Origin of the sequence: Desulfosalsimonas sp. (assembly GCF_046483245.1) — a bacterium.
Classification (GTDB): Bacteria; Desulfobacterota; Desulfobacteria; order Desulfobacterales; family Desulfosalsimonadaceae; genus Desulfosalsimonas.
This window is the reverse complement of sequence record NZ_JAWODO010000049.1, coordinates 1-21,386: the sequence shown is the minus strand read 5'-3', so window position 1 is coordinate 21,386 and position 21,386 is coordinate 1. Positions and strand designations below refer to the sequence as shown.

Here is a 21,386-nt window from a genome sequence, read left to right as displayed (position 1 = left end):
TTTGCCACCGGCCGGCATGTGGCGGCCATGCTTGCGGGTTTAAAAGGGGTTGCGGACCGGCACGGAAGTCTTGAGCAAGCCTTTGCCCGGGGCGCCGGCCCGGAGGATGCCACCTATGCCCCCGCCCTGGGTGCGTTTGTATCTCAAATGGCCCGGCACTGGCCGGAAAATCCGGGTCATCTGGTGGCAATGCCGGAAAAGGGCAGCGCGTGCAAACGCCTGTTTTTGTTTCTGCGCTGGATGGTGCGCTGCGATGCAGTGGATCCCGGGGGATGGGAGCAAATGAACCCGGCAAAGCTCGTCATTCCGCTAGATGTGCACATGTACCGGGCATGCTGCCAACTGGGTCTGACCGACCGCAGGCAGGCCAATCTCAAAACCGCCCTGGACATCACGGCCGGTTTTGCGCAAATGGTGCCCCACGACCCGGTGCGTTACGACTTTGTCCTTACCCGCCCCGGCATCCGGGGGCCGTGGTAACGGCATTATTTTTTGTTTGACCTCCGCAAAAGCTTCTGGTAATGATACTTGATTATTAATTTCGTGGGGATGTAGCTCAGCCGGGAGAGCGCGGCGTTCGCAACGCCGAGGTCAGGGGTTCGATCCCCCTCATCTCCACCATAATTTAAAACCATTTCCGAATGCCCGTCTGCATGGATCCTTTTTTATCTGCAATACAATCTGCCACCTTCCTGTTCCCGGCGCGCAAAACCGGCGCTTTTGCAGTATGCAGCCAGGGGTGATACCGGAAAACGGATTGCACAAAGGACAAACAAAACATGGCCCGAACCGCGGAAGCTGAGCGCAGCACCAAAGAAACCCGGATTTCTGCCAAAATCGACATTGACGGAAGTGGCAAACACGAAATGGATACCGGCATTGCCTTTTTTGACCACATGCTGACCCTGTTTGCTGTCCACGGCCTGTTTGATCTCCATGTCCGCGCCAGGGGCGACATTGATGTGGATTTTCATCACACCGTGGAGGATACCGGCATTGTGCTTGGCGATGTAATCGGTCGTGCCCTTGGGGACAAAAAGGGCATTGTGCGCTACGGATTTGCCGCAACACCCATGGATGACGCCCTTTGCCAGGCAGTTGTGGATCTCTCGGGCCGGCCCTATCTGGTCTATGACCTGCCCGCAGGCCTTTATCCGGACTCGGATTTCTCCCCCCAGCTGGCAAAGGAATTTTTCCGGGCCCTGGTCAATGCCGTGGGCATGAATCTCCATATCCGGGTGCCCTACGGGGAAAACACCCACCATATCACTGAATCGGTTTTCAAGTCCGTGGGCCGGGCCATGGACCTGGCCACCGGCTATGATCCTCGGATTGCCGGGGTCCAGTCCTCCAAGGGAACGCTCTAGCCACGCTGTTTCGGATTTGAGGAGTTATGTAAAATGATTGTTATACCGGCAATTGATATCAAGGGCGGACGATGCGTGCGCCTGCTGCAGGGGCGCATGGACCGGGAAACCGTGTTTTCAGACGATCCTTCGGCCATGGCGGTGCGCTGGATTGACCAGGGCGCCCGGCTCATTCATGTTGTGGATCTTGACGGGGCCATTGAAAAAAGCCCCAAAAATCTTGCAGCCATCGAGCAGATCGTATCAGCGGCAGGATCGGTGCCCATTCAGGTGGGCGGGGGTATCCGGGATCTGGATACCATCGGCATGTATCTGGACCGGGGCGTGGACCGGGTGGTGATCGGCAGTGCGGCCATTTATGATCCGGACCTGGTCAGACAGGCCTGCCAGGATTTTCCGGGCCGGATCGTGGTGGGCATTGATGCCAGAAATGGCAAGGTGGCCATCGAGGGCTGGACACAGACCACCAAGGTTTCAGCCATTGAACTGGGGCCGCAGTTTGAGGACTCCGGGGTGGCGGCCATCAATTTCACCGATATTGAGCGCGACGGTATGCAGACCGGTCCCAATATCGAAGCCATCCGGGAATTTGCCAGGGCTGTGGGCATACCCGTGGTGGCTTCGGGCGGGGTTGCCTGCATGGATGACATCCGCAACCTTTCCAAACTGGCAGACGACGGGGTATCGGGCATTATTACGGGCCGGGCCCTGTATGACGGCCGGCTGGATTTGCGCGAGGCAGTGGCGTTTCTCGATGCCTTGTAGCCAACAGATACCAGCCCGCGGTGTCCTGGAAAGGCCGGGGCTGAAAATGAAGTTGACAATCCCGTGTCAAATCCTTATTTTCATTAAAATTTGGGCACCTGCCCATTCCTGCCCGAATATGTCTTTAGCATACAGCCTGCATCGGAGGTAGCATCGCTTGGCGCTGTATATACCAGATGAAAAGCTTGCCGAGATCAGAAATGCCGGGGAAATCGTGGATGTGATATCCGCACGGGTGTTTCTGAAAAAGGCGGGAAAGGATTATGCCGGCCTGTGCCCGTTTCACGCGGAAAAGACCCCGTCGTTTACCGTCAGCCCGGAAAAGCAGATTTTTCACTGTTTCGGCTGCGGGGCCGGGGGGGATGTGTTTACTTTTCTGATGAAATACGACGGCATCAGCTTCCCCGAGGCCGTGGAAGCCGTGGCCCGTCAATACGGCGTGAGCCTGCCCGCCCCGGACATGTCTGATAAACAGCGGCAGGAGGCATCACAAAGAGAGCAGCTGCTGGGATTAAACCGCAGGGTCATGGAATTTTATCAGGAGATGCTGTTGAAAAACCCCGGGGGCAGGGCCGCCAGAAGTTACCTTGAGAAGCGGGGAATGGATCCGGAGATTCTCAGGCAGTTTGGAATCGGCTTTGCACCCCAGGGCTGGGACAACCTTATCGGGTTTTTGCGCAAAAAACGCTTTTCCCTTTCACTTGCGGAAATAGCCGGACTGATTGTGCCCAGAAAACAGCAGAACGGATATTACGACAGGTTCAGAAACCGGGTGATTTTTCCCATCCGGGACGTGACCGGCCAGGTGGTGGCATTCGGGGGGCGGGTTATGGATGAGGCCCTGCCCAAGTATTTAAATTCCCCGGAAAGTCCGGTATATCACAAGCGCAGCACCCTTTACGGCCTGCATGCAGCCAGATCCGCCTGCAGAAACCGTGGCTGCGTTTATATTGTTGAAGGCTATTTTGATCTGCTGGCCATGCATCAGCACGGCCTGACCAATTCCGTGGCCACCCTGGGCACGTCTTTGACCCGGGATCATATCCGCAGGCTCAGCCGGGCTGCCGGCTCCGGGGACAAGAAAGCTTATCTGGTGTTTGACTCGGATGCCGCCGGCATCAATGCCGCCAAGCGTACCATCGGCGCCTTTCTTGAGGAAGGCATGGAGGCGGCCGTGATTTTACTGCCTTCGGGTCATGACCCGGATTCTTTTTTGTTTGATCAGGGGGCGGAAGCCTTTGACCGGCTGGCGCAAAACGCGCCAACATTGTTTGGCTTTTTGATCCAAAACGCGGTTTCCGCACACAGGCTGACCGTTGAGGGAAAGGTGAAAATCATCGCGGAAATCGCGCCGGTGCTCGCGGAGATACAGGATGCAGTGGCCCGCTCGGTCTACATCCAGCACATGGCTGAAACCATCGGCGTGGACGAGGCCGCAGTGCTCGAAAAAGTTCGCCAGCAGCAGCCGTCTTTGAGCAATCGCGCCTGCGGCAGTTCAGGGCAACAGTCCGCGCCGTCCCCGAATTCCGGCGGCCGCGCAGACGGGGCGCCTGAAGCCCGCAGGCAGCCGACCAACCGCCTGGAAATGAAGGTGGTGGCCATGATGATCCAGTACCCGGAGATGATCGCCGAAGTGGAGCAAAACCGGATCCTGGAGCAGTTTGAGGATTCCCGTATGCAGGAGCTGGGCCGGCAGGTCTGCCGGGTGCTCGGCCGGGACGGAAAAAAAGCGTCGGATCTGCTCGGACATCTCGGTGATGAACAACAGCGGCAGATGGTGACTTCCATGATGATGGAAGAGGCCTGCTGGGCGGAGCAGAGCTGCCGCCTGCTTTTGTCCCAGTTCAGTAATTGCAAGCAGCGCCGGAAAAATGATCTGCTTGACCGCATCCGGGCGGCCGAGCAAAACAATGATCAGCAGCTGCTGCTCAAGCTGTTGAGCGAAAAACAGAAACAGGCCGCCGGCCGGCATTAACCAGCGTCTGCCGCAGGGTTTTGTTATAATGATTAAAATACCAGGAGGCTTGGGATTTATGGCAAAACGGTCCGCAAAAAAAGGGGGCGAATCCAAAGAAGTCCAGAAGGAAAAAGTCAATCAGCTGATTTCCAAGGGAAAGGAGCAGGGTTATCTGACCTATGAACAGATCAGCGAGGTGCTTCCTGAGGAAATGATGTCCCCGGAGCAGATCGATGAAACATTGATGTGGTTCGACGACCTGGATATCGAGGTGGTGGAGAAAAAAAAGCAGCGCCTGTCATCGGAGACCAAAAAAGAGGGCGAAGAAACCGTTGCCGACACCGAGGAAGTGGATGAAACAGCCAAATTCCGGTCGGTCAACGATCCGGTGAAGATGTATCTGCGGGAAATGGGCATGGTGACCCTGCTGTCCCGGGAAGGTGAAATCGAAATCGCCAAAAAGATTGAGGTTGGCGAGCAGGAAGTGTTAAAAGCCATGCTCGAAACCACACTGGGCGTTGACAGCATCATCAACCTCGGCGATCAGATTGCCGCCGGCACTTTGCGGCCCAAGCATGTGCTGCGCGATATCGACGAGGGCGACACCATCGTGGATGAATCGCTTCAGATTGAAAAATTTCTTGAAACCATTGATCACATCAAAAGCATTGACGCGGAAAATCAGCAGCTGCGGGACCGGATTTTCCATGAATCCATGGATGCCGACGAGCAGCGCCGGGTTATGCGCTCCATCCGCCGCCGAAACCGCAAGATTTTTGATTTGTTTAAGGACTGGCGCCTGGAAAGTGATGTGATCGAGGAAATCGAGCGCAAGATTTACGAGCAGGTGGAATGGTTTGACACCACTCACAAGGTGTTCTGCGAGTGTGCCGCCGCCTTTGACGCCCCCATTTCCGAAGTTCGCCAGCGCCTGGAAAAGGAAAAGGGGTTTGTCAAGTGGGGGTGCGCCTGCTCGGTCTATGGCAGCGGGGAAGTGGTCCAGCTGTTTGAGGACTTGAAAAAGCTCCACACCCAGACCGAAGTGCGCGAACGCGAGATCAAGGCCTCGGCCCGGAGCCTGAAACGGATCATGGCCCGGATCGAAGATGGCCACCAGCGGGCAAAGGACGCCAAAGGCGAGCTGGTCCAGGCCAATTTGCGGCTGGTGGTCAGCATTGCCAAAAAATACACCAACCGCGGCCTGCAGTTTCTCGACCTGATCCAGGAGGGCAACATCGGGCTGATGAAGGCGGTGGACAAGTTTGAATACCGGCGGGGCTACAAGTTTTCCACCTATGCCACATGGTGGATCCGCCAGGCCATCACCCGGGCCATTGCCGACCAGGCGCGCACCATCCGGATTCCGGTGCACATGATCGAGACCATCAACAAGCTCATCCGCACCTCGCGCTACCTGGTCCAGGAAATGGGCCGGGAGCCCTCGCCCGAGGAAATCGCCGAGAAAATGGAAGTGCCCATTGACAAGGTGCGCAAGGTGCTACGCATCGCAAGGGAGCCCATTTCCCTGGAAACGCCCATTGGCGAGGAAGACGACAGTCATCTGGGCGATTTTATCGAGGACAAGACCTTCATGTCGCCTTCAGAGGCGGCCATTAACCTCAACTTGTCCGAGCAGACCCGCAAGGTGCTGGCCACCCTGACCCCGCGGGAGGAAAAGGTTCTGCGCATGCGCTTTGGTATTGGTGAAAAATCAGACCATACCCTGGAAGAGGTGGGCAACGACTTTGACGTGACCCGGGAGCGCATCCGGCAGATCGAGGCCAAAGCCCTGCGCAAGCTGCGGCACCCCACCCGGAGCCGCAAGCTCAAATATTTTATCGAATCCTAAGCCAAGACCGCCGATGCCCAATAAGGCCTTGACAAAAAACAGGCGAGCCGGTAGGTAAACAAAGCCTTTTAGGGAGCAAAGAAAGAAAAACGGGCCCATAGCTCAGCTGGAAGAGCCACCGGCTCATAACCGGTCGGTCCCAGGTTCGAATCCTGGTGGGCCCACCAAACAACAATTCAGCAACGTTTTTTACAATACGAAAACCCCCGGGAACAAAGACTTTTCCGGGGCTTTTTAGGTCTTTATGCGTTATACCCGCAGGATGCCGTTGACCTTTTGGGCCACTTCATTTAAGTCATGGGCATCCGGCCGGCCCCGGATATCGCCCATCCGGCCGGCTTCCGAGAATTTTTGCATTTTTTCGGGCACGTATTCGCCTGGCACGTACCATTCATCCAGGATGGTAAAGCCCAGGTGGTCGAAAAGCTGGCCCATGAATTTTACCGCTGGGATGGCCTCGTTGATGCCGGTGTGCACTCCGCCGTAGGTGCAGTAGATCACGGCATTTTTCCCGCTGCGTTTGGGCGATGCCGGCTTGATATCCCCGTTTTCGGCATGCTTGCGCCGCAGTCGGCCAAACAGGTCCTGCATGGATTTGCCGGGCAGCCATTCATAGACTCCGGAGCCGGCAAAAACCATGTCATAATCAAGCAGGTTGATATCATCGCCGGTGTTTTTGCCCACTTTTACCGAGTCCACTTGGTGTCCGGCATTGTTTAAGGCCTGATCAATGGTTTCTGCAACCTTGCGCGTGTTTCCGGTGGATGTGTAGTAGAGATGAAGTATCTTCATAATTTTTGCAACTCCTTTGCCTGTTGTATGGATCATACAAAGTGAAAATGAACGTGCCGGAAATCATAAAATAATGAAAAATTCAGAAATGTCAACGCATCCGGCAGGTTACCGGTTGCTCCAAACCTGCGGCCGTTGTTTTGTCAAACCATTGCCGGCGGTTTATCATCAAATCGCCCCCTTATGATCAAAATCAATAAACTGGCAAGTTGACAAGTTTGCGGTGATATGCCATAGGAGTCCATCAAGGAAGAAAAAACCGGAAGATGCGGGCGGTCATATCATAAGCACGGCAATGACATATCAATACCGAGATAACAGGACAAAAGGGCGTGGGCGCAATGACCTCCACGCCTTTTTTTGTCTGAAATCTGATGGCGCTGTAAAAAGTCCAATATCTGCGTTACGCGCAATTTCTCAGAATTTCACGTACGGATAAGTACGCTGCATTCTTCGAAATTGCGCAAGCCTTGATCTTGAACTTTTTACGGCACCATCTGAAATCAGACTTTTTACGGTGCCATCAAATCGGCAAAACCCAATTTTTGTGAAAGGTCGTGGAAATGAAGGTATCTGATGTCATCAAAATTATGGCTGACATGGCTCCGCCGCATTTGGCCGAAGACTGGGACAATTCCGGGCTTCAATTCGGCAGCCCGGCCCGGGATGTCAAAAATGTTTTCGTGGCCCTGGAGCCGTCTTTAGAGGCTGTCAATGCGGCTGTCAGGGCCGGGGCGGATATGTTGATTACCCATCATCCCCTGATTTTCAAACCCCTGTCCGCCATCGACACAGACAGTCCGACCGGTGCCATCATCGAAACCGCCGCCAGAAATCACCTGGCTGTTTTTGCCGCCCATACCAATCTTGACAGTGCTGCAGGAGGAGTCAATGATGTGCTGTGCGAAAAAATCGGGTTGGCAGACCTGTCCGTGCTATGCCCGGCCTCCGGGTCCCGGCAGTACAAGGTGGTGGTGTTTGTGCCCGAAGACCATGCAGCAAAACTCATTGACGCTGTATGCCAAAGCCCGGCCGGTCGCATCGGCAATTATTCCTGCTGCACGTTTCGCAGTCCGGGAAAAGGCACGTTCATGCCCGGGCCCGGCGCGGACCCTTATGACGGGGTGATCGGCGAACTTTCCGAGGCCTCCGAAGTCCGGATGGAAACCGTGGTGGAAAAGGCGGACCTGGAAGCGGTGATTGCGCATTTAAAGGCCCGCCACCCTTACGAGACCATGGCATACGATGTCTATCCCCTGGAATCGGAGACAGCCGGCCAGGGTCTGGGCCGCATCGGAAGGATGATGCCGCAAGTGACCCTTGGTGAACTGGCCCGGGATTTAAAGAATCGGCTGAAATTGCCGTGGGTGCGTTTTTCCGGGCCTGCTGATTTTTCCGTGGATTGTGCGGCCGTGTGTTCGGGAAGCGGCGGCGGCCTGCTCGCAGCGTTTTTTGCCAGCCCGGCACAGGTGCTGATCACCGGGGACTTAAGGTATCATGACGCAATTGATGCCGTGCAAAGGGGGCGGGGCTTGATTGACATCGGCCATTTTGCCTCCGAGCACATTGTGGTTGACGTGATCTGCTCCCGAATCCGGGATGCGGTCCATGCGGCCGGCGAGTCGGTTGATGTAAACGTCTTTGACCGGGAGGCCGATCCTTTTGTCCACGTGTGAGGGGGCCTGCCGAAAAATACAAACCCTATGAAAGCCGGGTAAATTATGCTATCGATCAGCAAACCGCAGCTGGAGCTGCTCATTGAACTGCAGGAAAACGAACGCGAGGCCGGCCGGGTGCAGGCGGAAATCGAGGCCATGCCTGACAAAATGGCCGCCCTTGAATCCGGGCTCCAGGCATGGACCCAGGAGATTGAAACCAGAAAGGCGCATGTGGACGCCCTGAAAAAGGATTACCGGGCTTATGAGGGCGAACTGGAGACGAACCAGGCCAGGATCAAAAAGCGCCAGGTTCAGCTCAACTCGGTGAAGACCAACCGGGAATACCAGGGGATGTTAAAGGAAATCGAGGATATCCGTGCGGCCAGTTCCCGGATCGAGGATGCCAGCCTGCAGTGCCTGGACGATCTGGAGGCTGCGGAAAAGCAGCTGGAGGAAAAAAATAGGGCTTTTACCGCAGAAAAAGAGCGCATCGATGCGGAAAAGCAGCAGTTGGCAGAGCAGACTCAACAACTGCGGCAACAAATGAACCAGTTGCAGGACAAAGCAGCAGAGTTTGCCGACAAACTGGATTCGGACCTGGTGGCCCAGTACCGGCAGGTCAAGCAGCGTTGCGCCGGTATCGGCCTGGTGCCGGTGGAAAATGCCGTGTGCAAGGGGTGCCATTTAAATATTCCGCCCCAGTTGTATAATGAACTGCATCGCGGAAATGAGCTGCGGATGTGTCCGCATTGCCATCGGTTGATTTATGTTTTATAATGGAATTGCGGTCGGCGTCAGCCAGACGATCGCCGGCGGGCAGGCGTCTGCCGGAGGAAAGTCCGAACACCACAGGGCAGGGTGCTCCATAACGTGGAGTCGCGGCAACGCGAAGGAAAGTGCAACAGAGAGCAGACCGCCCCGCACCCACTTTTATTTCCAGGACCGGTTTTTTTAGAAAAACGTGCCTGGCGATAAAAGTGGGTGCGGGGTAAGGGTGAAACGGTGCGGTAAGAGCGCACCAGTTCCCCGGGCGACCGGGGAAGCTAGGTAAACCCCACCCGGTGCAAGACCGAATAGGGGAGCGTTTGAGGGCGGCCCGCCTGATGCTTCCGGGTAGGTCGCAGGAGGTGCCGGGCAACCGGCATCCACAGATGAATGATCGTGGCCCCAAACCGGGGCAACCCGGTTTGCGGGAACAGAATTCGGCTTATGGACGGCGCCGGCCGCAACTTTTTTTGCATGAATACATGAGAGGATTGTTATGTTAAAAATCGAGGATCTGGTGGTGGAGGTTCAGGGCCGCACCATTTTAAACCGAATCAGCCTGGAGATTCCCGAGGGAGAAACCCACATCCTGTTCGGACCCAACGGGTCGGGCAAATCCACCCTGATGATGACCATCATGGGTTTTTCCGGCTACCGGGTGAAAAGCGGGCATATCTGGTTTAAAGGCGAGGATATCACCCGCATGCCCATCCACGAAAGGGCGCGGCTGGGAATCGGCGTGGCCTTTCAGCGGCCGCCGGCCATAAACGGACTCAAAACCCGGGACGTGGTCTCCCTGTGTGCTGGGCAAAAGTCCGCCAATGTGGAAGAGCTGGCCCAAAAGGCCAATTTCACGGATTTTCTGGACCGGGATCTGAACCTGAACTTTTCCGGCGGTGAGATGAAAAGATCCGAAATGCTTCAGCTGCTGGCCCAGAGCCCGGATCTGGTTCTGCTCGACGAGCCCGAGTCCGGTGTGGACCTGGAAAACGTGGTGCTGCTCGGCGAGATTATCAATGAGCTGCTCGGCCGGGGTGTGCGCCAGCGGGCAAAGGAGGGTGCCATTGCCCACCGCGAGAAAAAGAGCAAATCCGCCCTTGTGATCACCCATACCGGCCACATTTTAAACTACATCACCGCAGACAAGGGACATGTGCTGTATAACGGCGTGTTGTGCTGTGCCAGAAACGCCCGGGAAATTCTGCAATGGATCCGCGAATACGGCTATGAGGAGTGTTTTCGATGCGCGAGCTAGACGGTAAAAACAAGGCTGCGGTCCGGGATGACAATAAGAGCTACAAGCCCGGATACAAGGACCAGGCAGATCCGCATGCCTATCTGGAGCAGCTCGACAATGTAGATCCCGAGGAAGCCAGGCAATGGCTCAATGTGGGTGTGGATATCACCGGGCAGAACCGCTCCGGAACCTTTATTCAAAAGGACTGCTCGGTTCTCCATTCCGGATGCGGGTCCGCAGATGTTGAAATCATGGGCATCAGCCAGGCCCTGCAAACCCACGACTGGCTCAGCGATTACATGTGGCGCCTGGTTTCCCCGGAAAAGGACGATTATACCCGCATGACCCGTGATATCCCCCATGAGGGATATTTTATCCGCTCGCTTCCCGGGGCGCAGGTTGCCGAACCGGTCCAGTCCTGCCTGTATATTTCAGAGGAAGGCCTGTCCCAGCATGTACACAACGTGGTGATTGCAGAGGAAAATTCCAGCATCCATATTATTACCGGCTGCGCCACTGCCGAGCATCTTCGCAGCGGTCTGCACGTGGGCGTTTCTGAATTTTATGTCAAAAAAAACGCCACTTTGCACTTTACCATGATCCATCGCTGGGGTGAGCAGATCGAGGTGCGCCCCCGCACGGGCATTTACGTGGAAGAAGGCGGAACAGTGGTATCCAATTATGTTTCCCTGCGTCCGGTGGGATCTTTGCAGATGAACCCGGTGACCTACCTGGCCGGCAAAGATTCGGTGGCGCGGTTTAACAGCATTTTGGTAGCTCCGCCCGGATGCGAGCTCGATACCGGCTCCACGGTGATTCTGGAGCATCCCGGGGCACGGGCGGAAATCATTTCCAGGGCCATTACCACAGGCGGCACCATTATCGCCCGGGGCGAGATGGATGCCCGGGCCGAGGGGGTCAAGGGGCATCTGGAATGCAAGGGCCTGATTTTAAAAGAGGGCATCATGCACGCCATTCCGGAACTGGTTGGCCGGGTGCCTGGCGTGGACATGTCCCACGAGGCGGCCGTGGGAAAGATCGACCAGCGGGAAATCGAGTATCTCATGGCCCGGGGGCTTGACGAGGAAACCGCTGTTTCCACCATTGTTCGCGGATTTTTAAACGTGGACATCGAGGGCCTGCCCCCCGGCCTGGCCAAAGAAATCGACCAGGTGGTCAGCGAGACCCAACATGATGCAATATAGGCGGATGTAATGGAAATCGATGCGGCAAACGGGCTTTGTGATCTTTCTTTTGGAGAGCGGGTGCGGTTTTATTCCCACAATTACATGCGCTGCCTCATGTTTATCCGCACCTGTTCCCACCCGGAAAAATCCTTTACCAAAAGCCTTTATTCAAAGCTGATCACCAGCTCACATCTGCTCGAGGATTTCCTGGATTTCCACGGGGCCAAAAACAATGCAGACTGGTACTATTACCGGGAGCTGGCCGCGGCAGTCCGCCATTTGAGCCTTGCCGGATACACCCAGAAGCATGTGTTAAACCGGCTTGTGTTCTACGACATTGACGCCAAGGAGGATTTCCGGGTTCACGGCGAGGTCGTGCTCTCGTTTATCACCGGATCCCTGTCCAACCTGGCGCCGGCCATTTTGGAGGAAGCCAGCCGGCTCGGCATTGCCGAACCGGCCGAGGGCGGATATCCGGAAACCAATTTTCCGGGGGTGTCTTCCGGTGAGATGCTGGACTACAATATTTATGATGAGGACAAGGACCAGCAGCGAAACCAGATCGTCCGGGTGGCCAATGAGTTTCTCTCCATTGCCGATGATTTTGACACTTATGAGTTCTACGAGGTATACGACCGCGACGGGTTAAAGGCCCTGGTGCCCGAAAAGGTCAACGAAGTGGAGATCCGGCGCTTTGAAATGCTGGTGCACAACCTGCAGTCCTCGTTTGATTCCTATGTGATCCACGGTGGATTCCGGTACGGCAACCGGGGACTGAAGCAGTTTCGTTCCTATTTTTCCGTGATATTTCACCTTCTGCAGATCATGGGCCGGCTTCTGCATTTCTACGAGCGGCATTTAATCGAGGTGGGGTATAAAAACATCTACCGGGTGGTGCGCAGGCAGCTCTGTGAACTTGTTGATCCCGACCGCCTGCTGGACTGCACCATCAATTACGGTCTGTATTATGTCAACCACTATTTTTCCTCCGGCCGGGATAAGGCTAGGGAAATTTTAAAGGAAAACGTGGAAAAAGGCGCCATCCAGGTGCCCATCCCAAAGGATTTGGGGTTTCACTGCCGGCCCAGCCTGCTGGTGGCCAAGGTGGTCCAGCGCTACGGCGGGCAGGTGGATCTGGTGGTGGACGATCATCGCTTTGACGCCAGCAGCGTGCTCGATATCCAGTGGGCCGGGGGAATGATACAGAAGGAAGGCATTAAGGAGGTGAGTTTTGAGGGCGATGTCCGGGCGCTAAAAGACATCGAGGTTCTTGCCGGGGTCAACTACGGTGAAGACCGGATGGGAAAGGGCATCCCCCTTCCCAAAAGCCTGAAATATCTGCGATAGGCTTTGTGATTTGTTTATGAATGCAACCCGGCATATGGCATCAGCCGTGATCGTGGCGGCCGGACGCGGGGTGCGCATGTGCTCCCCGGTTGCCAAGCAGTTTCTTGCGCTCGGGGATATGCCTGTTCTTGCGCGCACCCTGCAGGTTTTTGCCACACATCCCCGGATCGCCGATATCTGCCTTGTGGTTCCGGAGGCGGATTTTGCATTTTGCCGCAAATCGGTTCTGCCCCTGGTACAGAACCAAAAACCCGTCAAACTCACAGCCGGGGGCCGAAAACGGCAGGATTCGGTGAAATGCGGGCTTGCCAGCCTGGACCGGCCTGAAAAAATTGTCGTGATCCACGACGGGGTGCGTCCCTTTGTCACGGCCAAGCTCATTTCCGGCTGTATTGACGGGGCGTTTGAAACCGGGGCGTGCATTGCGGGCATTCCTGCCGCAGAAACCCTCAAGCGGGTTGAGGCCGGCGGCCTGATTGCCGAAACCGTAAACCGGGACGGGATCTGGCTGGCCCAGACCCCCCAGGCCTTTGATTTCCGCCTTATCCAAAAGGCTTTTGAAAAAGCCGCGGCTGATGGATTTCTCGGAACGGATGACGCATCCCTTGTGGAGCGTATGGGTGTGGGCGTGCGCATCATCGAGGGCAGCCGCGGCAATATCAAGATCACCACACCGGCAGACCTGGAAATGGCTGCCCGGCTTTTAGAAAACCAATCAACAGCGGAGGCCAAACCATGAGCAATGAAGTATTAGACGCCATTTACCAAAGACGCACCGTGCGTAATTTTGAAGACAAACCCGTTTCCGACGACGTGCTCAAGTCCGTGCTTGAAGCTGTTCAGTGGGCGCCTTCCTGGGCCAATACCCAGTGCTGGGAGGTGGTGGTGGTAACCGATTCGGAATTAAAGGCCCGGCTTCAGCAGGAGGCCGTGCCCAAGTCCAACCCGGCACACAAGGCCGTTGGCAGCGCTCCGGTGGTGCTGGCATTGTGCGCCCGCCTAAATGAGGCCGGTTATTACAAGGGGCAGGTGACCACCAAGTTTGGTGACTGGTTTATGTTTGATCTCGGCCTTGCCGCCCAGAACCTGTCTCTGGCTGCGCATTCCCTGGGGCTGGGCTCGGTGATCATGGGCCTGTTTGACCAGGATAAGGCCGCAGAAGTGCTCAAAGTGCCGCAAAATCATGAGCTGGTGAGCCTGATTCCCATGGGATACCCCTCCAAGGTGCCCTCTGCACCAAAGCGCAAATCCGTGGAAGAATTCTGCCGGCAAAATACGTTCTAGACAAAACTACCGCCCCAGGGCCTTTTGGAGGTCTGCTGCAAGATCTTCTGAAATTTCTGCCAGGGCCGTGCTCATGGCCCTGGCCTGGCCCAGGGGGTTGTTTTGCTCAAGGTCCTGTCTGGCCTGGTAGGTTTTTGTCATGATAATGGAGCGCCCGGACTGCCCGCTTTGGGTTTCGGCCAGGGTTGCTGTGAGTTCCAGCACGGCCTGCCACGGGCTGCGGGTGTCATCTTCGTAAAATGCTTCTATGGTTGCCCAAAGCACATGCGTGGGGGATTCCAGCCGTTTTTCGGCGCGGGTCACGCTTTGGACCGCCTGTGCTGCCTGAAGATCCCGGATGATCAGGTCCCGGACCATCTCTGTTGGCTTTGATACCCATTGGTGATAGGCGTATGTTTTTCTGCGCAACTGGTGATCGGCATACACCATCTGCCTGGACCGGTAAGGGGCGGCTGCATCAAAGGCCTGGACGGCCAGCACTGCATCCGGCGCGGTGATTTTGGTGTCAGCCGGCATTGGCGCAGGATAAGAAAGAACATAGGATTCCACGGCTCTGGGGGGCTCGCTGAAACCCGTGCACCCGGGCAGCAGCAGGATCGCGAAAATGGCTGCGGCAATGGCCGGCATTTGTATGAACAAGATGTTTTGCTTCATTTTTTAAGCGCTTTTTTGTCTTAAGGCCTTTGTTTATCTGGTTTCCGGTGCCACCGGCTTTTCCGGCACGGGCTCTCCGTAAAGTATCTGTGAGGGCTGCCGTTCCAGCTGATTGATCAGGCTGTTGATATTTGCTGCAGCCTCACGGAGTTGTTCCATGATATCGGCCATCTGCCGGTCATAGTCCCGGACACGGACTTCGGCCCCATCCAGGCTTGCCGAGCCCCGGGCAAACAAGTCGTCTGCGGTTTCCGCGGCCTTTCCCACCTGGTTTACCGCGTTGTCAAACCGGCCGGCGCTTGTGTTCACGGCCGCATCAATCCGGTTGACCGCCCGTCTGGTATCGGTAATGAGTCCGTTGATGTTTTGCAGGCTTTCTTCCGCAGAACTCCGGAGGCGGCTCCACTTCTGGGTGTCGAGCAGCTGGTTGCTTTTTTCCAGAAGCTGGCTGAGCTGAACTGAAATGCCTTCCACATCCACCTGCTTGATGCTTCCCAGAATTTCATTAATATCGGATAAAAGCTGTTTGATATCAGAAGGCCGGGTGGCCACAACCGGGTGTTTGGGTTCAAATTTATAATCCGGAACCGTAACCAGTTCGTCCGGCGCCTGTCTTTCCAGCTCCACGAACATGATGCCGGTAATGCCCACGGATTTGATCTGGGCCACGAGATTGGCCGTTTTCCGGAGTGTTTTGTCAAGGGTGAACACGATTTCAATGAGCCGCCCGTCCGGGGCTACGTTGATCTGCTCCACCCGGCCCACGTTCACCCCCCGGTATTTGACGGCCGCATCCTGGCTCAAGCCCTGCACCGACTCGTCAAAATAGGCAGTGTACTTGTGTCCCTCCTGGAAGTACTGGGCCATGCCCAGCCATAAAACTATCAGTATCACCGCGGTCATACCGAGGATAACAAACAATCCCACCGAGAATTTGGTCCGTACAGACTGCATGCAAACATTTTCCTGATCAATTGGGTCAACTGCCGTGGATCATTTTTTTTATAAAGGATTTGTCCCTGGTGCGCAATCTTAGATTGTCCGGATCAAAAGCCGGTCCCTGCTTTTATGCCGGTTAGGCATCCGGCGGCCTGCGGGTGAAAAAGCGCCTGACTTCCGGGTCCGGATCATGGTCCCGCAAATCCGCGGGTGCGCCTCGGGCGATGATATTGCCCGTTTCCCTGCCCAGCATGATGGCCCGCTGGCCCACGGCAAAGATGCTGTCGAGATCATGGGTAACAATGACAATGGTGGTGCCCAGTGTCTGGTTGATGTGCAGGATCAGCCGGTCGATTTCAGCCGCGGTTACCGGATCCAGGCCCGCCGAAGGCTCATCTAGAAACAGGATGTCCGGGTTCAGGGCCATGGCCCGGGCAAGGCCGGCCCGTTTTTTCATGCCCCCGCTGATCTCCGAGGGCAAATGGTCGCCGTAGCACTCCAGGCTCACCAGGGAAAGCTTGATCTGCACCATTGCGGCCACGGCTTCAGCCGGCAATCCGGAAAATTCCGTTATTGGCAGGGCCACGTTTTCCGCCACAGTCATGGAGCCGAGAAGCGCGCTTGCCTGAAACAGCACCCCGATGCGTCTCAGGGCCCGGGAAACCGCATTTTCACCGGATGCGGCAATGTCTGTATCCCCGATAAAGACTTTTCCCCCGGCCGGTTGTTCCAAACCGATCATATGGCGCATGAGTGTGGACTTGCCCGAGCCCGAGCCGCCAACGATAATAAAAATCTCGCCCTTGTTTACCGTAAAGTTCACTTTGTTCAGTACATGGTCTTCACCGTAAACAACGGCCAGGTTTTCAACCCGTATGATGTCTTGTGCGCCCATAAACCTTTCTTACCAGTAGCTGCGGATTACCGCAAAAACCGAGTCAAACAAAATAATCAGAAATATGCTGGTCACCACTGCGGAAGTGGCGGCGCTGCCAACGGCCGCGGCCCCGCCCCGGGCCTGCATCCCCCGGAAGCATCCGGTCAGGGCAATGAGCAGGGCAAATACAACGGATTTTGACAGTCCCCACATGACCTCAAACAGGGTCAGGGCATCCAGGGATTGGTTGATATAGGCCCCTGGGCTGAGATTGAGCATGAGCACTCCGATGACCAGGCCGCCGGCCACGGCGAATATGCTGGCAAACACAGTCAGCAGCGGTACCACCACCATGGCGGCCACAACCCTGGGCAGGACCAGAAACACGTTGGGATCAAAGCCCATGACTACCAGTGCGTCGATTTCTTCTGAAATTTTCATGGTGCTGATTTCCGCGGCATAAGCCGATCCTGACCGGCCGGCCACCACAATGGCGGTCATGATCGGGCCCAGCTCGGAAACCATGGCCAGAGACACCAGGGAGGCCACATACAAATTGGCCCCGAACTGGGAAAGCTGCAGCGAGGACATAAAGGCCATGATCAGGCCCAGCAGGAAAGTGATCAGCCCCACCACGGGCAGGGCATCCACACCGGTGGTTTTCATGTATGCGATGGTATCACCGGCCCGGAAGGACCGGGGTCGTCTGAAAACCCGCAGAAGGGAAAACACCATGGCCCCGATAAATTCAATAAAAAAGGCCCCGCCCCGGAAAATCGAAATGGTGGCATCCCCGAGCTGGATGATCAGGTTGCCGGATTTGTGCGACGGGATACGGCAGTCCGGCTGGCCGAAATCCACCAGTGCCAGGGTTTTTTCATGGTCTTCGGCAAGATTGACAAAACTGAGCTGGTCGTGGGTAAGTTGGAGTATCTGAACAAGGCGCAGCACCACCATGGCCCCGTAATCGTCAAACTGTGTCACGCGGGCAAAATCCACCTTCAGCTGTTGGATCCTTTGGTCTGATGGCACAGATGCCGGCAGCTGCCGGATCAGGGTCGGCGCGGTGGTGATATCGGCCCGGCCGTGCAGGACCACGGTCAGGGTGTTGTCATCCTCCTGTTGCAGTTCAAAAAGCGGTTTTCCGGACGGCAAGGGGCGTTGCATTTTTTTTGCTGTCACCGGGGTCTGTGGTTGTTGTCCAGGGCCTGCTCAAACCGCCTGAGCTGACCGCGGTAATAATCCTGCCTCTCTGTTGCCGCAGACAGGGCTTTTTTAGCGGTTTCAACGGCCTTTTCATAGTTGCCATTGACAAAATGGGCCTCTGCCAGGGTATCTGTCACATGGGGCTCCAAAGACCGGTCTGCGGCTTTTTGGGCCAGTTCAAGGGCTTTTTGCGGCTGAAACATTCCGGTATCCGACTCTGAGGTTGCATATAGCCAGGCCAGATTGTTTAATGCCGCCACATTGCCGGAATCCAGGTCCAGGGCCTGCTGATAGGCCTCTGTTGCGGCGCTGAGATTGTTTCTACTGTAATACAAATCCCCGAGCATCACGTGCAGCTCCGGGTCCTTGGGCTGCTGGCCGATTTGGCGGGTGAGGATCTGCTCGGCCATTTTTCCGGACAGATTTTCCCCGGCTGCGCCGAAATGCAGACTGTAGCCCACTGAGGCCAGTCCGAGGATGAGGGCCAGGTAAACGGCCATGCTTGCGCGCACCTTTCTGTGATGGCGCCGGATCCAGGCCGGATCGGCCTCGCATTTGCGCAGGTAGTTGATGCGGTCGGATATGCTGAAATGATGCCAGTTGGGCCGGTCCGGAGCCTGACCGCTGGAAGCCGCAATCTTGTGAAAGGTTGTGATCAGCGGCACGGCCGAGTCCATGAGCCGGTAGACGGAGATATCGGCCTGACGCTCAAAATTGCGCATGAAATAGCCGAATCCAAACCGGAAATAAACAAAAAAGGTCCCAATCATGGCCATGCTAAACACCACGGAAACAAAGGTCTGCCCCCCGGCATTGGCTGCTCCCAAAACCGTCTGCAGATACACGGCCGCCAATACGATAAAATCCAGGGCTGCAAACGCGATCACCATGTATCCGGCCAGAAAAACCAGGTAGAAATACAGGTGCCGGTGTTTGACATGACCGATTTCATGGGCCACCACCGCCTCGACTTCCTCGGGGGCCAGATAGCGCAGCAGCCCCGGGGTCACCAGGATATAGCGGAATCGTGAAACCAGGCCCATGACCCCGGCAGTGATCATGCCGCCGCCAAACAGCGGCCATTGCATGATTTCCCGGTAGGAAACCCCGGCCCGGCGGCACAAATTCTCGATCCGGGTACGTGCATCCCCTTTTTCCAGTGGCCTGCAACCCCAGAAATACTGAATTAAGGCCGGGCCGAACACCGCGATCACAAAAAGGAAAAACAGGAAATAAAGGATCTGGCCCGTGGTGGAATTCAGAAATGCCCGGGGCGCATCAAAGGGCAGCACATAAATCAGGTCCGCGGCCAGGGAGAGAAAAAACCAGGGCAGCAGGACCGGGATGGAAAAGGTAATATGGGACACCACGTAGCGGCGCCGGGTGATGCCGGTCCGGTAAAGCTTTTCGTGGGCCTTGTGGGCAGAAGCCCAGACAATGCACAGATATCCCAGAAAAAGGCCCAGAAAAAGCACTGCGCCAAGGGTGGGCATGCTTTGAACAGCAGGGATCTGGCGGAGGTGTCCGCTTAATTCCAGAGCATAAATATTGACCGCAAACAGTCCGATGGCAATGATGCACTGGCGCACAATCAGGGATTCAAAGGCCTGGTGCAGGTCGCCGTTATCGCCCTGTTCAATGCGGTCTTCGAGTTTTTTGAACAAAATCCGGGTCAGGGCGGCAAATAGCAGGGAAATGGCGGCAAAAAAGCCTAAAGCCTGGAAAAGTGGCATCTGCGGCTGTGCCGGGGGCGGATAGGTGGTGTAAATCAGCAGGGCGATGATAAAGTAGAGAAAATTGCCAAACATCAGCTATCGTCCTGCCGCTTTTTGGCCGTCCCGGTATAGAATCGCTGTTTTTCACTGTAAATGCAGCCGCAATAGGATTGCCGGTACATGCCCAGTTGCTTTGATGTCTCCACCCCGGTTTTCCACCCGGTTCTGAAATCCTCGTAATAAAACGGCACGCCTGCGGATTTGCCCACGGCCCGGCCGATTTCGGCAATGGTGTCATGATTCTGGAATTTGCTGTAAAGCAGGGTGGAGGAGAAATAGTCGAATTTTCCCCTACGGGCCAGTTTGGCTGTGGTCATGAGCCGGTCATGGTAGCAGAACCGGCACCTGTGGGCTTCCCTGAACACAACGCTTTGCAAAAAGCCCTCGATGTCATAGCCCTCCTGAAAGATCACCCGCAGGCCGGTCTGTTGTGCATAGGCTCTGAGGGTGTCTTCGCGCTTCATGCATTCGGTAAACGGATGGATGTTGTTTCTGTAAAAAAATCCCATGACCTCGAGGCCTTTTTGCTGCAGGCAGTCAAGGGGATAGATGGCGCACGGCGCACAGCAGATGTGGAGCAGCAGTTTCATAAGCGCTTTCCAAAAATGGCGGTGCCGATGCGCACCAGGGTGGCGCCTTCTTCAATGGCGGTTTCAAAATCGCCGGTCATGCCCATGGAAAGTTCCGCCATTTCCACGTTGGCAATGTTTTTGGCCGCAATTTCGCGGTGCAGTTCCGCCAGCTGCCGGAAATAGGGCCGGGCCTTTTCAGGGGTGTCAAAAAACGGCGGCAGGGTCATCAGGCCCCGGACAGAGAGGTTTTCCAGCCCGGCAACATCGTAGACCAGCTCTTCTGCCGCCTGTTTTTCTGCGCCGGACTTGGTTTTTTCCCCTCCCAGGTTGACCTGGATCAATACTTTCTGGACCCGCCCGTGCCGGGCGGCCTGCCGGTTGAGTTCTTTGGCCAGCTTGAGGCTGTCCACCGAATGGATCAGGTCAAACAGGCGCACTGCGTATTTGGCCTTGTTGGACTGCAGATGCCCGATGAAATGCCAAGTCACTCCGATGTCTGCCAGGGCCGTGATCTTTTTGTCCGCTTCCTGGATGTAGTTTTCCCCGAAACAGTCAAGGCCGGCTTCAGCGGCTTTTCTGATTTGTTCCGGGGAAACGGTCTTGGTGACAGCCACCAGACGGACGGCTTGCGGACTGCGGCCGCAGTCCAGAGCGGCTTTTGTGATGCGCTCTCTGATTTGTTTGATGTTTTCGGCGATGGCATTCATTTGTATCAATACTTTCCCGCGGCATCAGCTGTGGCCGGGTTGCGGGTTTGCCCGGTCCCGTGCCGGATGGCACCGTGCTGTGTCAAATGCTCGACAATTTCGCACATGGGCAGGCCCACCACGTTGGTATAGGATCCGTTTATGCTTTTGACCATGAACGCGGCAATGCCCTGGATGGCATAGCCCCCGGCCTTGTCCCAGGGCTCCGGGGTCTGTGTGTACCAGTTGATTTCATCTTCGGTCAATTCCTTAAATGTCACCTCGGTGATGCAGGCATCGCTGTGGCGGTGTTTACGGCTTTCACACCAGATGCTGTAGCCGGTGATCACCCGGTGGGTGCGCCCGCTCAGGCGCCATAACATCTGCCCGGCCCCAGCGGCTGACCCCGGTTTGTTGAGGATCAGCCCGTCGATGACCACAATGGAGTCCGCCCCGATCACCCAGGCAT

21 protein-coding genes, 2 tRNA genes and 1 other RNA gene are annotated in these 21,386 nt (G+C 55.9%); 15 read left to right on the top strand and 9 right to left on the bottom strand.

The window, feature by feature from the left end; all coding sequences use genetic code 11:
- From R6U41_RS05185 to R6U41_RS05155, 7 genes are all read left to right on the top strand, one after another.
- On the top strand, positions 1-480 hold a 480-nt coding region (locus R6U41_RS05185), incomplete at its 5' end, for a DUF2400 family protein (RefSeq protein WP_410268770.1).
- Positions 481-545: 65 nt separating this feature from the next.
- Positions 546-621: transfer RNA gene (locus tag R6U41_RS05180), tRNA-Ala, on the top strand.
- 158 nt (positions 622-779) lie between these two features.
- Positions 780-1,367 (top strand): imidazoleglycerol-phosphate dehydratase HisB, encoded by a 588-nt coding sequence (hisB, locus tag R6U41_RS05175; RefSeq protein WP_410268769.1) that lies wholly within the window; start codon positions 780-782, stop codon positions 1,365-1,367.
- A 33-nt stretch (positions 1,368-1,400) separates the two neighbouring features.
- Positions 1,401-2,132, top strand: a complete 732-nt coding sequence (hisA, locus tag R6U41_RS05170; RefSeq protein WP_410268768.1) for a 1-(5-phosphoribosyl)-5-[(5-phosphoribosylamino)methylideneamino]imidazole-4-carboxamide isomerase — start codon at positions 1,401-1,403, stop codon at positions 2,130-2,132.
- A gap of 157 nt (positions 2,133-2,289) precedes the next feature.
- Positions 2,290-4,107, top strand: coding sequence for a DNA primase (gene dnaG / locus R6U41_RS05165; RefSeq protein WP_410268767.1), 1,818 nt, complete (start codon positions 2,290-2,292; stop codon positions 4,105-4,107).
- Between the two features lie 58 nt (positions 4,108-4,165).
- A complete protein-coding gene (rpoD, locus tag R6U41_RS05160) occupies positions 4,166-5,938 on the top strand; it encodes an RNA polymerase sigma factor RpoD (protein WP_410268766.1) in 1,773 nt (590 codons plus the stop codon).
- Positions 5,939-6,029: 91 nt separating this feature from the next.
- Positions 6,030-6,105, top strand: a tRNA-Ile gene (locus R6U41_RS05155).
- An 82-nt stretch (positions 6,106-6,187) separates the two neighbouring features.
- On the opposite strand, the gene R6U41_RS05150 is transcribed toward R6U41_RS05155, so the two are convergent.
- Positions 6,188-6,730, bottom strand: coding sequence for a flavodoxin family protein (locus R6U41_RS05150; RefSeq protein WP_410268765.1), 543 nt, complete (start codon positions 6,728-6,730; stop codon positions 6,188-6,190).
- 563 nt (positions 6,731-7,293) lie between these two features.
- Between R6U41_RS05150 and R6U41_RS05145 the strand changes: the two genes are divergently transcribed.
- The 8 genes from R6U41_RS05145 to R6U41_RS05110 all read left to right on the top strand — a co-directional run bounded on the left by R6U41_RS05145 (position 7,294) and on the right by R6U41_RS05110 (position 14,208).
- Positions 7,294-8,406 carry a Nif3-like dinuclear metal center hexameric protein gene (locus tag R6U41_RS05145; protein ID WP_410268764.1) on the top strand — a complete coding sequence of 371 codons (1,113 nt, stop codon included), beginning with the start codon at positions 7,294-7,296 and terminating at the stop codon, positions 8,404-8,406.
- 45 nt (positions 8,407-8,451) lie between these two features.
- Entirely contained in the window at positions 8,452-9,165 is a 714-nt protein-coding gene (locus R6U41_RS05140) for a zinc ribbon domain-containing protein (RefSeq protein WP_410268763.1), read from the top strand.
- Between the two features lie 13 nt (positions 9,166-9,178).
- An RNA gene (gene rnpB, locus R6U41_RS05135) (RNase P RNA component class A) lies at positions 9,179-9,613 on the top strand.
- A 36-nt stretch (positions 9,614-9,649) separates the two neighbouring features.
- Positions 9,650-10,408 carry an ABC transporter ATP-binding protein gene (locus R6U41_RS05130; RefSeq protein WP_410268762.1) on the top strand — a complete coding sequence of 253 codons (759 nt, stop codon included), beginning with the start codon at positions 9,650-9,652 and terminating at the stop codon, positions 10,406-10,408.
- Positions 10,396-11,595 (top strand): SufB/SufD family protein, encoded by a 1,200-nt coding sequence (locus R6U41_RS05125; RefSeq protein WP_410268761.1) that lies wholly within the window; start codon positions 10,396-10,398, stop codon positions 11,593-11,595. Before R6U41_RS05130 ends, R6U41_RS05125 begins: the two co-directional genes overlap by 13 nt.
- Positions 11,596-11,604: 9 nt before the next feature.
- The gene (locus R6U41_RS05120) at positions 11,605-12,924 is read left to right on the top strand and encodes an HPr family phosphocarrier protein (protein WP_410268760.1); all 1,320 of its coding nucleotides are present in this window, start codon (positions 11,605-11,607) and stop codon (positions 12,922-12,924) included.
- A gap of 16 nt (positions 12,925-12,940) precedes the next feature.
- Positions 12,941-13,663, top strand: a complete 723-nt coding sequence (ispD, locus tag R6U41_RS05115) for a 2-C-methyl-D-erythritol 4-phosphate cytidylyltransferase (protein ID WP_410268759.1) — start codon at positions 12,941-12,943, stop codon at positions 13,661-13,663.
- The gene (locus tag R6U41_RS05110; RefSeq protein WP_410268758.1) at positions 13,660-14,208 is read left to right on the top strand and encodes a nitroreductase family protein; all 549 of its coding nucleotides are present in this window, start codon (positions 13,660-13,662) and stop codon (positions 14,206-14,208) included. The genes ispD and R6U41_RS05110 overlap by 4 nt, the downstream gene beginning before the upstream one ends.
- Before the next feature lie 6 nt (positions 14,209-14,214).
- Here R6U41_RS05110 and R6U41_RS05105 read toward each other — a convergent pair whose 3' ends face one another.
- The 8 genes from R6U41_RS05105 to R6U41_RS05070 form a co-directional block, all read right to left on the bottom strand.
- Positions 14,215-14,847 (bottom strand): ABC-type transport auxiliary lipoprotein family protein, encoded by a 633-nt coding sequence (locus R6U41_RS05105; protein WP_410268757.1) that lies wholly within the window; start codon positions 14,845-14,847, stop codon positions 14,215-14,217.
- 48 nt (positions 14,848-14,895) lie between these two features.
- Positions 14,896-15,816 (bottom strand): MlaD family protein, encoded by a 921-nt coding sequence (locus R6U41_RS05100; RefSeq protein ID WP_410268756.1) that lies wholly within the window; start codon positions 15,814-15,816, stop codon positions 14,896-14,898.
- 121 nt (positions 15,817-15,937) lie between these two features.
- A complete protein-coding gene (locus tag R6U41_RS05095) occupies positions 15,938-16,696 on the bottom strand; it encodes an ABC transporter ATP-binding protein (protein ID WP_410268755.1) in 759 nt (252 codons plus the stop codon).
- Positions 16,697-16,705: 9 nt separating this feature from the next.
- Complete coding sequence (locus R6U41_RS05090; protein ID WP_410268754.1) at positions 16,706-17,845, bottom strand: ABC transporter permease; 1,140 nt, start codon at positions 17,843-17,845, stop codon at positions 16,706-16,708.
- 11 nt (positions 17,846-17,856) lie between these two features.
- Positions 17,857-19,692, bottom strand: a complete 1,836-nt coding sequence (locus tag R6U41_RS05085) for a M48 family metalloprotease (protein WP_410268753.1) — start codon at positions 19,690-19,692, stop codon at positions 17,857-17,859.
- Positions 19,692-20,249, bottom strand: a complete 558-nt coding sequence (locus R6U41_RS05080; RefSeq protein ID WP_410268752.1) for an epoxyqueuosine reductase QueH — start codon at positions 20,247-20,249, stop codon at positions 19,692-19,694. The genes R6U41_RS05085 and R6U41_RS05080 overlap by 1 nt, the downstream gene beginning before the upstream one ends.
- Positions 20,246-20,938 (bottom strand): YggS family pyridoxal phosphate-dependent enzyme, encoded by a 693-nt coding sequence (locus tag R6U41_RS05075; RefSeq protein WP_410268751.1) that lies wholly within the window; start codon positions 20,936-20,938, stop codon positions 20,246-20,248. The genes R6U41_RS05080 and R6U41_RS05075 overlap by 4 nt, the downstream gene beginning before the upstream one ends.
- Positions 20,939-20,943: 5 nt before the next feature.
- The coding region (locus tag R6U41_RS05070) for a Maf family protein (protein WP_410268750.1) at positions 20,944-21,386 on the bottom strand (443 nt) is incomplete at its 5' end.

Excerpts from the sequence above, each read along its gene's own strand:
- R6U41_RS05130 (WP_410268762.1), top strand. The coding sequence starts at position 9,650 with ATGTTAAAAATCGAGGATCTGGTGGTGGAGGTTCAGGGCCGCACCATT.
- ispD (WP_410268759.1), top strand. The coding sequence starts at position 12,941 with ATGAATGCAACCCGGCATATGGCATCAGCCGTGATCGTGGCGGCCGGA.
- R6U41_RS05120 (WP_410268760.1), top strand. The coding sequence starts at position 11,605 with ATGGAAATCGATGCGGCAAACGGGCTTTGTGATCTTTCTTTTGGAGAG.
- R6U41_RS05150 (WP_410268765.1), bottom strand. The coding sequence starts at position 6,730 with ATGAAGATACTTCATCTCTACTACACATCCACCGGAAACACGCGCAAG.
- rpoD (WP_410268766.1), top strand. The coding sequence starts at position 4,166 with ATGGCAAAACGGTCCGCAAAAAAAGGGGGCGAATCCAAAGAAGTCCAG.
- R6U41_RS05145 (WP_410268764.1), top strand. The coding sequence starts at position 7,294 with ATGAAGGTATCTGATGTCATCAAAATTATGGCTGACATGGCTCCGCCG.
- R6U41_RS05080 (WP_410268752.1), bottom strand. The coding sequence starts at position 20,249 with ATGAAACTGCTGCTCCACATCTGCTGTGCGCCGTGCGCCATCTATCCC.
- R6U41_RS05075 (WP_410268751.1), bottom strand. The coding sequence starts at position 20,938 with ATGAATGCCATCGCCGAAAACATCAAACAAATCAGAGAGCGCATCACA.
- R6U41_RS05110 (WP_410268758.1), top strand. The coding sequence starts at position 13,660 with ATGAGCAATGAAGTATTAGACGCCATTTACCAAAGACGCACCGTGCGT.
- R6U41_RS05100 (WP_410268756.1), bottom strand. The coding sequence starts at position 15,816 with ATGCAGTCTGTACGGACCAAATTCTCGGTGGGATTGTTTGTTATCCTC.
- hisA (WP_410268768.1), top strand. The coding sequence starts at position 1,401 with ATGATTGTTATACCGGCAATTGATATCAAGGGCGGACGATGCGTGCGC.
- hisB (WP_410268769.1), top strand. The coding sequence starts at position 780 with ATGGCCCGAACCGCGGAAGCTGAGCGCAGCACCAAAGAAACCCGGATT.
- R6U41_RS05095 (WP_410268755.1), bottom strand. The coding sequence starts at position 16,696 with ATGGGCGCACAAGACATCATACGGGTTGAAAACCTGGCCGTTGTTTAC.
- R6U41_RS05125 (WP_410268761.1), top strand. The coding sequence starts at position 10,396 with ATGCGCGAGCTAGACGGTAAAAACAAGGCTGCGGTCCGGGATGACAAT.
- R6U41_RS05140 (WP_410268763.1), top strand. The coding sequence starts at position 8,452 with ATGCTATCGATCAGCAAACCGCAGCTGGAGCTGCTCATTGAACTGCAG.
- R6U41_RS05085 (WP_410268753.1), bottom strand. The coding sequence starts at position 19,692 with ATGTTTGGCAATTTTCTCTACTTTATCATCGCCCTGCTGATTTACACC.
- R6U41_RS05090 (WP_410268754.1), bottom strand. The coding sequence starts at position 17,845 with ATGCAACGCCCCTTGCCGTCCGGAAAACCGCTTTTTGAACTGCAACAG.